General features: G+C 57.1%; 7 protein-coding genes and 2 pseudogenes. 6 read left to right on the top strand and 3 right to left on the bottom strand.

Going from position 1 to position 6,448, the window contains the following annotated elements; translation table 11 throughout:
- The 3 genes and pseudogenes from GA0061098_RS43060 to GA0061098_RS43050 all read left to right on the top strand — a co-directional run.
- The coding region (locus GA0061098_RS43060; protein ID WP_245324005.1) for a thioesterase domain-containing protein at positions 1-1,281 on the top strand (1,281 nt) is incomplete at its 5' end.
- Between the two features lie 183 nt (positions 1,282-1,464).
- Positions 1,465-2,196: a helix-turn-helix domain-containing protein gene (locus GA0061098_RS44605; RefSeq protein WP_129591129.1), complete on the top strand. Its 732-nt coding sequence runs from the start codon at positions 1,465-1,467 to the stop codon at positions 2,194-2,196.
- Positions 2,085-2,871, top strand: a pseudogene (locus GA0061098_RS43050) (IS110 family RNA-guided transposase); the annotation flags it as partial. The gene GA0061098_RS44605 and the pseudogene GA0061098_RS43050, both read left to right, overlap by 112 nt.
- Positions 2,872-3,140: 269 nt before the next feature.
- Here GA0061098_RS43050 and GA0061098_RS43045 read toward each other — a convergent pair.
- The 3 genes from GA0061098_RS43045 to GA0061098_RS43035 all read right to left on the bottom strand — a co-directional run bounded on the left by GA0061098_RS43045 (position 3,141) and on the right by GA0061098_RS43035 (position 4,721).
- Positions 3,141-3,629, bottom strand: coding sequence for a hypothetical protein (locus GA0061098_RS43045; RefSeq protein WP_091968137.1), 489 nt, complete (start codon positions 3,627-3,629; stop codon positions 3,141-3,143).
- 234 nt (positions 3,630-3,863) lie between these two features.
- Positions 3,864-4,310 (bottom strand): hypothetical protein, encoded by a 447-nt coding sequence (locus GA0061098_RS43040; protein WP_091968135.1) that lies wholly within the window; start codon positions 4,308-4,310, stop codon positions 3,864-3,866.
- A gap of 30 nt (positions 4,311-4,340) precedes the next feature.
- Positions 4,341-4,721, bottom strand: coding sequence for an antibiotic biosynthesis monooxygenase family protein (locus tag GA0061098_RS43035; RefSeq protein ID WP_091968134.1), 381 nt, complete (start codon positions 4,719-4,721; stop codon positions 4,341-4,343).
- A gap of 85 nt (positions 4,722-4,806) precedes the next feature.
- Between GA0061098_RS43035 and GA0061098_RS43030 the strand changes: the two genes are divergently transcribed.
- From GA0061098_RS43030 to GA0061098_RS47355, 3 genes and pseudogenes are all read left to right on the top strand, one after another.
- Complete coding sequence (locus tag GA0061098_RS43030; RefSeq protein WP_091968132.1) at positions 4,807-5,280, top strand: MarR family winged helix-turn-helix transcriptional regulator; 474 nt, start codon at positions 4,807-4,809, stop codon at positions 5,278-5,280.
- A 66-nt stretch (positions 5,281-5,346) separates the two neighbouring features.
- Positions 5,347-6,089, top strand: a pseudogene (locus GA0061098_RS43025) (IS5 family transposase).
- A 169-nt stretch (positions 6,090-6,258) separates the two neighbouring features.
- The gene (locus GA0061098_RS47355; RefSeq protein ID WP_208610753.1) at positions 6,259-6,438 is read left to right on the top strand and encodes a hypothetical protein; all 180 of its coding nucleotides are present in this window, start codon (positions 6,259-6,261) and stop codon (positions 6,436-6,438) included.
- The last annotated feature ends 10 nt before the right edge of the window (positions 6,439-6,448 follow it).

The following is a 6,448-nucleotide window of genomic DNA, read 5'->3' as shown; positions in this document are numbered from 1 at the left end:
TATGTCGTCTGCGCGCCCGAGGCCGGCTCGGACGAGGGCGACGGAAGCGGGTTTGCGGGCGCCTTGCGGGCGCACTTAAGTGCGCGGCTGCCGGACTACATGGTGCCGAGTGCGTTCGTGCGGCTGGCGGCGCTTCCGCTGACGGTGAACGGCAAGCTTGATCGGAAGGCGCTGCCGGCGCCAGCCGATCAGGCCTATGCGCTGGCGGCCTACCAGTCGCCGCAAGGCGCGGTCGAGACGGCGCTGGCGCGGATCTGGGCCGAGCTCCTGGGTGTCGAGCGCATCGGGCGCAACGACCACTTCTTCGAACTGGGCGGCCACTCGCTCTTGGCCGTGCAGATGCTCAGTCGCGCATTAAATCTTGGGCTGAGTTTTAGCGCCACCGACCTCTTCCGAGCCCCAGTTCTGAAGGAGCTTGCATCGAAGATTCGTTTGCAGGTGCAGCCCAGTAACACGGCGGTGATTCCCGTTCGACCGACCGGATCGCAGCCACCTCTGTTCTTTGTCCCCACAGGTTTTGGGGATTGTTCGTATGTCCTCGGTTTGGCGGCGGAAATGGATGCAGACTGCTCGGTCTACGCTCTGCCATGGCCCCCTTTCGATGACGTTCGTCCACCGACTATTGAGGCGATGGCCGCGGAGGTGATTCTTGCGATTCAACAGATCCAGCCACGTGGCCCATACCGCTTTGCTGGATACTCATCAGGTGCAATCCTGGCTTATGCAATTGCCGAGCAGTTACTGAGTGTTGATGAAGTTGTATCATTCATGGCGTTCATCGATGTTAGTCTACCTGCGGCTTCTTCAAAGGGATCATTGAAGAATTTGGCACGAGAATTTGTCTTGGATCGTTGTGGAATCTTGCGGGATGAGTATCACGAGGTTTTGGAACGCGACACCGAACAATGTTCCATCTCTGAGTTGTTTGAAAAGGCGCAGCAAATAGGAGCGTTAGCTCCAGATCACGATCTTCACAGTGACGTTTCGATGTATCAAAGGGCCGCGACATTTCACCGCGCGCTACAATCGTATCGCGTTCCGCCGCTCGCGATTGAAATACATCAGTTCTATGCGAGTGAGCCTCTCATCAGTCGTTGGGTACCACCTGACAAACAACCCAGTAGCGGCTCGCCAAACCAGGGGTGGGACCGGGTCGTGAATGCTGGGGCTATTCGTGCCGTACCGGTTCCAGGCAACCACGCGACAATGGTGAGCAGTCCAGAAAACCGCCGAGTTCTGGCTCGAGCCATTTCAACAGCCTTGATCGGAACTGTTAAATAGACCAAGAGAACTTTCTCCGAAAGCTGAGGCTTCGAAGGTTCGTCTCGAGCTCCAGCGCTGCTCGGATAAGGGCGGAAGCTAATCATTTCTTAATGTTTATGTCAGCGATCGCTGACATCCCGAAATGTTGGCGATCGCCGGCCTTTTAAGGTATCAGCGATCGCTTACACATGCGGATGGACTATGTTCATATTCACACCTGCTGATCTAGGCGCCGTCATTCGCGACAGGCGAAAACACCTCAAGCTCGACCAGGCGACCCTGGCGACGAAGATCGGCGTCAGCCGACAATGGGTGATCGACATCGAGCGAGGCCACCCGCGAAGGCGAATACCTCGTTCAAAGAAGTCGAGCTACACTGCCGAGCAGGTCAATGCGGCGATTGAGGGCGCGAAGGCCGGTCTTACAATGTCGCAGCTGACTAGCTATCGTCACTCCGATACGCGCGTGATACGCGCTAACCAACTGCAAGCCCCGATGTGCGACGATCCGCAGCTTGCCGCCCTCCTTAAACCCATCTTCCTCAAGAAGCGGGCGAGCTTATACCAGCCACGGAAGCTGATCGTAGCCAAATCAATCAATCGAGGACCGTCGCTCACGGGCATCATCGCTGGGCCGTCAAATGAGATATTCACGGCGGTCGACCGGGCAGGGCCACGATACCTCGATTTCGAAACCCGCAAAGAGGTCATGAGCGAAATGATGCTTGCGATCCTAGAGGGTGCGCTCACGATCGAAGATGCGCCGCGGCGCTATCGGGAATTTCTCCGCGCTACCCACCGCATGTTTCCGACGAAATATGGGCGCGCCATGCTAAAGCGGCACTCGATATGGCGGCGAACAAGACGGACGCGAACGATGCCGATGGGCTGGCCCAGCTGGCGGAAGTCGGGTTCTTTCGCGAGGTGCGCGTGAAGGGATTCGACAGTATGCTGACCCGCACGCTTGTGGCGGCGCGCACGCGGCTCGTCCGAATCGCTACCGAGCTTTCCAACCAGATCCGCGGTATCATGAAAAGCTTCGTTCCAGCCGGAAAGGGAAGCACCTTCGAGAGGAACGTCCGGAGCCTTCTTGCCGATCAAGACGGACTTGCGTCGATCGTGCTTCCGATGTTGGAAGCCTGGCGTGGCATTTGCATCCGCGCCGCCGAACTCGGACGCCAGTTGGTCCGTGACGCGCGCGACAGAGCCAGGCTTGCCGCATCCTTATGTCCATCCCGGCATCGGTGTGATCACCGCAACCGCCTTTGCCACGGCCATTGAGGAGCCGGACAACTTTAAGAAATCACGATCTGTTGGTTGCGTGGATCGGCCTGACGACGCGCCGCTATCAATCCGGAGAAGTCGATTATGACGGCCATATATCCCGACGTGGCGACCGTCATTTGCGAGGGCTTCTGTACGAAGCAGCGACGGTCATTCTCACGCGCAGCTCAAGCGAAGCACGTTGGGCACGTGGGGTTTGCAGCTCCGGGAAAGAATCGGCTTCAAAAGAGCTGCCGTGCCTGTGGCGCGCAAGCTGGCAGTGATAATGCATACAATGCTTAAGACTGGCGAGCTGTTCAATCCGACAGCCGGAGCCATCGCATGAATCCGATTAGCGTTCTGAAGCTGAACGCTTGAGGTGTCCCTTGCCGGGACGTGAGCCGAGCCATTCCGCTGATATGCACCGCCGACTCAGCAAAGTGCGTCGTCCACATTGAAGGGCTCGTCCCGCGAAGCTCCATCATGCGGCGGCTACTGTCGACCGCGAAGACAACCGTGAATCCGGCAGCACTTCAACAAGATTATATGCTTGACCTTTCAGCAGCGATTAGACAACCCAATCATAAACTGGATGGTGTGCGGGTCAGAGCGCGTTTAGGGATCAAGAGCGTTATCCTGCATCGGCGCTCGAAGTCGAACGATAATTGCGCCTGCTCGCTTACCGTCCTTAGCGATAGTACTAAGTGCTCGCCGGGCTTCTTCCAGATCTGGCGGTTGAGTGCCCAACCAGTTTAAGGCGGCCTCTGCGTTGAGAATCGTGGCTGCGAGCGCGTCGACGACAGCACTATAGGTGCGCACAAAATCTGCTGAGGTCTGCAATGGCGCTTCGCCCTTCGCCTTGCGCGGATTTCCTTTTGGTTCACTGAACCGGCTGCGATGCACCTTGCGCCGCCTTAGGTGCAGAAGGGCGTTTGCAGCCTTGCGGATCAGATCCACCAGGTCGGCCTGGGCCCGCTTGGAGACGCGGCGGCCGTCGATCTTAAAGACAGTCGAGCGGTTTGTGACAAGACATTGAAAAGCCCGTTGCACGATGCTGTCCTTGCCGCCCAAGATGTACCAACTCGGCTTCCACTTCCAGGACATAGCGCGCTCCTCTAGTGGGTTATGAGAACGCCTCGGCGCTGTCGGCCGGGGAGCCGTTTCAACGTCGATGCAACGAACCAACGCCTTCCGGCCAGCTCATTGTGAGTTTGTGAATATATGCTCATATGCCAAGGCATCTGCGCTTTAATGAGTACAAGCCTAGGGCGCGTACTCATTAAATCACGACAACACCGGGCGTCAGGTCAGTTGTCCGCGCAGTTCCGGTTCAGGTGATCAAGCGGGTTTGCGGCGCAACCATCCCTTCATTTTGAGACCGTCCCGCATGTTGAGAGCAAGAAGTGTAATGTTTGTTGCGCCCGCGACGAGCTCGATCGCCTGCACAGCATAGAACGTGGCATCGAATTCTGCCGCCTGAGCCTTCGACGCAAGGAAGAACGCAGACGGAATAAGAATCAGGGTGCCGTTTCCTGCAATGAATGACATGCGCTTGAATTTGGCCCCGATCAGTCCGGCCCGGCGCCCCATTGCCAAGATGACACCTGTACCACCGGTCGCAGCGAGCGCAGGAATCAGCAACAAGAAACCCCACGGTATGGTGCTCTTAACCGCTGCAACTGTGGCATGGGACGCGAACAGCTCGCTGAGTACCGTCGATAGCCAAAATGTGCCGATCGTTGCGATAACCAAGGCGCCAGCGACAGGATGGATCAACTTGATCATGAGTATCTTTCCTTCCTAAAAACAGCAGGGCTAGGCAACGCAGATGCCGGGCACGGCAACTTTCTGGAACAGGTGAGGGGAAGCTATCGCCGAGGCCGGATAGCTGGCGATTTTTGCGAGAAAGTCATGATGGGTGAAGGCCGCGCGGAAGTGTGCGGTGGATTCCCAGACGGCGTAATTCAGATAAGTCGAGCTGTCGCCGAGAGCTCTGTGCAGCTGAGTGGAAATGAAGCCCGGCTGTCGCTTCATGAACGCTGCGTCGTCCTGCCAGGTCTTGAGAAAAGCCGCCTCATCGGCTTTGTCGAGAGTGAATAGGTTCACCAGGACGACCGAATTTGCCTCGATTGCGATCTGGCGGTCGATCGGAAAGGAAGGGTCGAGTGGGCGTAGCAACGACATGAGTGCCTCCATCGCTATTTGATACATGATGCCTAATTGGTATTATGGTTACATGTCAGATTGACACGATGGTGTCAATATAAAACGATGGTGACAAATGAAGAGAGCTGAGCGAACCCCCGAGGGTGACGCCCTGACCGACCTTGTTCTCGATCTATTCAGGCTCGACAGCCTACTTCTGACGGCCGGCGACCGTCTGGTCGCCCCGCTTGGCCTAACAAGCGCACGCTGGCAGGTGCTTGGCGCCATTGTGTCCGCCGAACGTCCCCAACCGGTCGCTTGGCTCGCACGCGACCTCGGCGGCAATCGTCAAAACGTGCAGCGGATTATCAATGATCTGCACAGGGAGGGCCTCGTATCTTTTGAGGTCAACCCGCATCACCGACGGGCGCAGCTCGTCGTGCTCACTGAGAATGGACAGCGCGCCTTCGAAGCCGCAATGGAATTGCAGGCTCCCTGGATCAACGATCTTTCAGAAGGGCTGTCGGTCAAGGATATACGGATTGTCCATCGCGTGATCACGGCCTTGCGAGATAAGCTTGAGGGCAGCCGTGAGGACAAGTCGGCCTGACATGGCAAAAGCATTGTGCTCGCCCCGGCCCCCGTGATTCAAGCTCCCAAACTGAGGCTTCGAATCATGCGCCATGAACTAACGGACTACGAATGGGCAGCTATCAAGTCTATGCTACCAAACAAGCCGATAGTTCCTCGGGCAAGTCAATGGCATCTTCTGGGTCCTGCGATCTGGGGCACCTTGGCGCGATTTGCCGGATCATTTTGGCCCTACACTTACCTGCTATAACCGCTTTGTTCGCTCGCGCCGGGCCGGTGTCTGGAGCCGAATCATAATGCACTCGCCGCTGCTCACGATGCGGCGGTCCAGATCATCGACACCTCTATTGTCCGCGTTCATCAGCACGGAGCGTGCATCGCCAAGAACCAGAGACAATCGATAGGATTGTCCCGCTGCGGGTTGACCAGCAAGATTCATGCGCTTGTAGATGGCAATGGCCTGCCCATACCGCTGGCACTGACGCCTGGTGAGGCCCATGACAATCGACTTGCCCGAAAACTTCTGTCTCGTTGAAGCCAGAATCGATGCTGCTCACCGATCGTGGTTACGACGCTGACTGGATCAGAGATCTTGCCATGAAGAAAGGTGCATGGGCAAACATCCCGCCAAAATGCAAGCGTAATGATCCGATCTGCTTCAGCCCGTACCTTTACCGCGCTCGAAACCAGATGGAAAGATTCTTCAAAAGGATCAAGCAATGTCGTCGGGTCGCAACGCGCTACGACAGGCTCGCCGCCAACTACCTTGCCTTCGTGCAACTCGCGTCAATCAGGTTATGGCTACGTCTTTATCAGTCCGCGTCGTAGGCCCTCCAGACACATCCGGCAGGCAGTTCGAAACAAATCGGGCTCGATCTCGCCGCGCTCGAACGCCGCCACGGCTATCCCGTCCCGCTGGGTCTTCCGCATGTGGAGGGGCAGGGCGCGCAAATCGGCCGCCCATGGCGAGGATATAGAAGGCGTAAAGCTGTACCTCGTGTTCGTGCTTGCGGGAGTGCAGCGCGTTGAAATAGGAAATGCCATCGACGCCGAGCACCACGGCTTCGCCGTCGATAACGAACTGCTTCTGCCTGCTGATTCCGAGGATCTCGCCCGGGTGTACCGATTTGATCTCGCCCAGGATTCCGAGATGATCTCGCCCACCATTCCGATTTGATCTCGCCCGG

It is taken from the genome of Bradyrhizobium shewense, from assembly GCF_900094605.1.
Classification (GTDB): Bacteria; Pseudomonadota; Alphaproteobacteria; order Rhizobiales; family Xanthobacteraceae; genus Bradyrhizobium; species Bradyrhizobium shewense.
This window is presented reverse-complemented; position numbering and strand designations above follow the sequence as displayed.

Coding starts and splice junctions, on each gene's coding strand:
- GA0061098_RS44605 (WP_129591129.1), top strand. CDS start 1,465: ATGTTCATATTCACACCTGCTGATCTAGGCGCCGTCATTCGCGACAGG.
- GA0061098_RS43045 (WP_091968137.1), bottom strand. CDS start 3,629: ATGTCCTGGAAGTGGAAGCCGAGTTGGTACATCTTGGGCGGCAAGGAC.
- GA0061098_RS43040 (WP_091968135.1), bottom strand. CDS start 4,310: ATGATCAAGTTGATCCATCCTGTCGCTGGCGCCTTGGTTATCGCAACG.
- GA0061098_RS43035 (WP_091968134.1), bottom strand. CDS start 4,721: ATGGAGGCACTCATGTCGTTGCTACGCCCACTCGACCCTTCCTTTCCG.
- GA0061098_RS43030 (WP_091968132.1), top strand. CDS start 4,807: ATGAAGAGAGCTGAGCGAACCCCCGAGGGTGACGCCCTGACCGACCTT.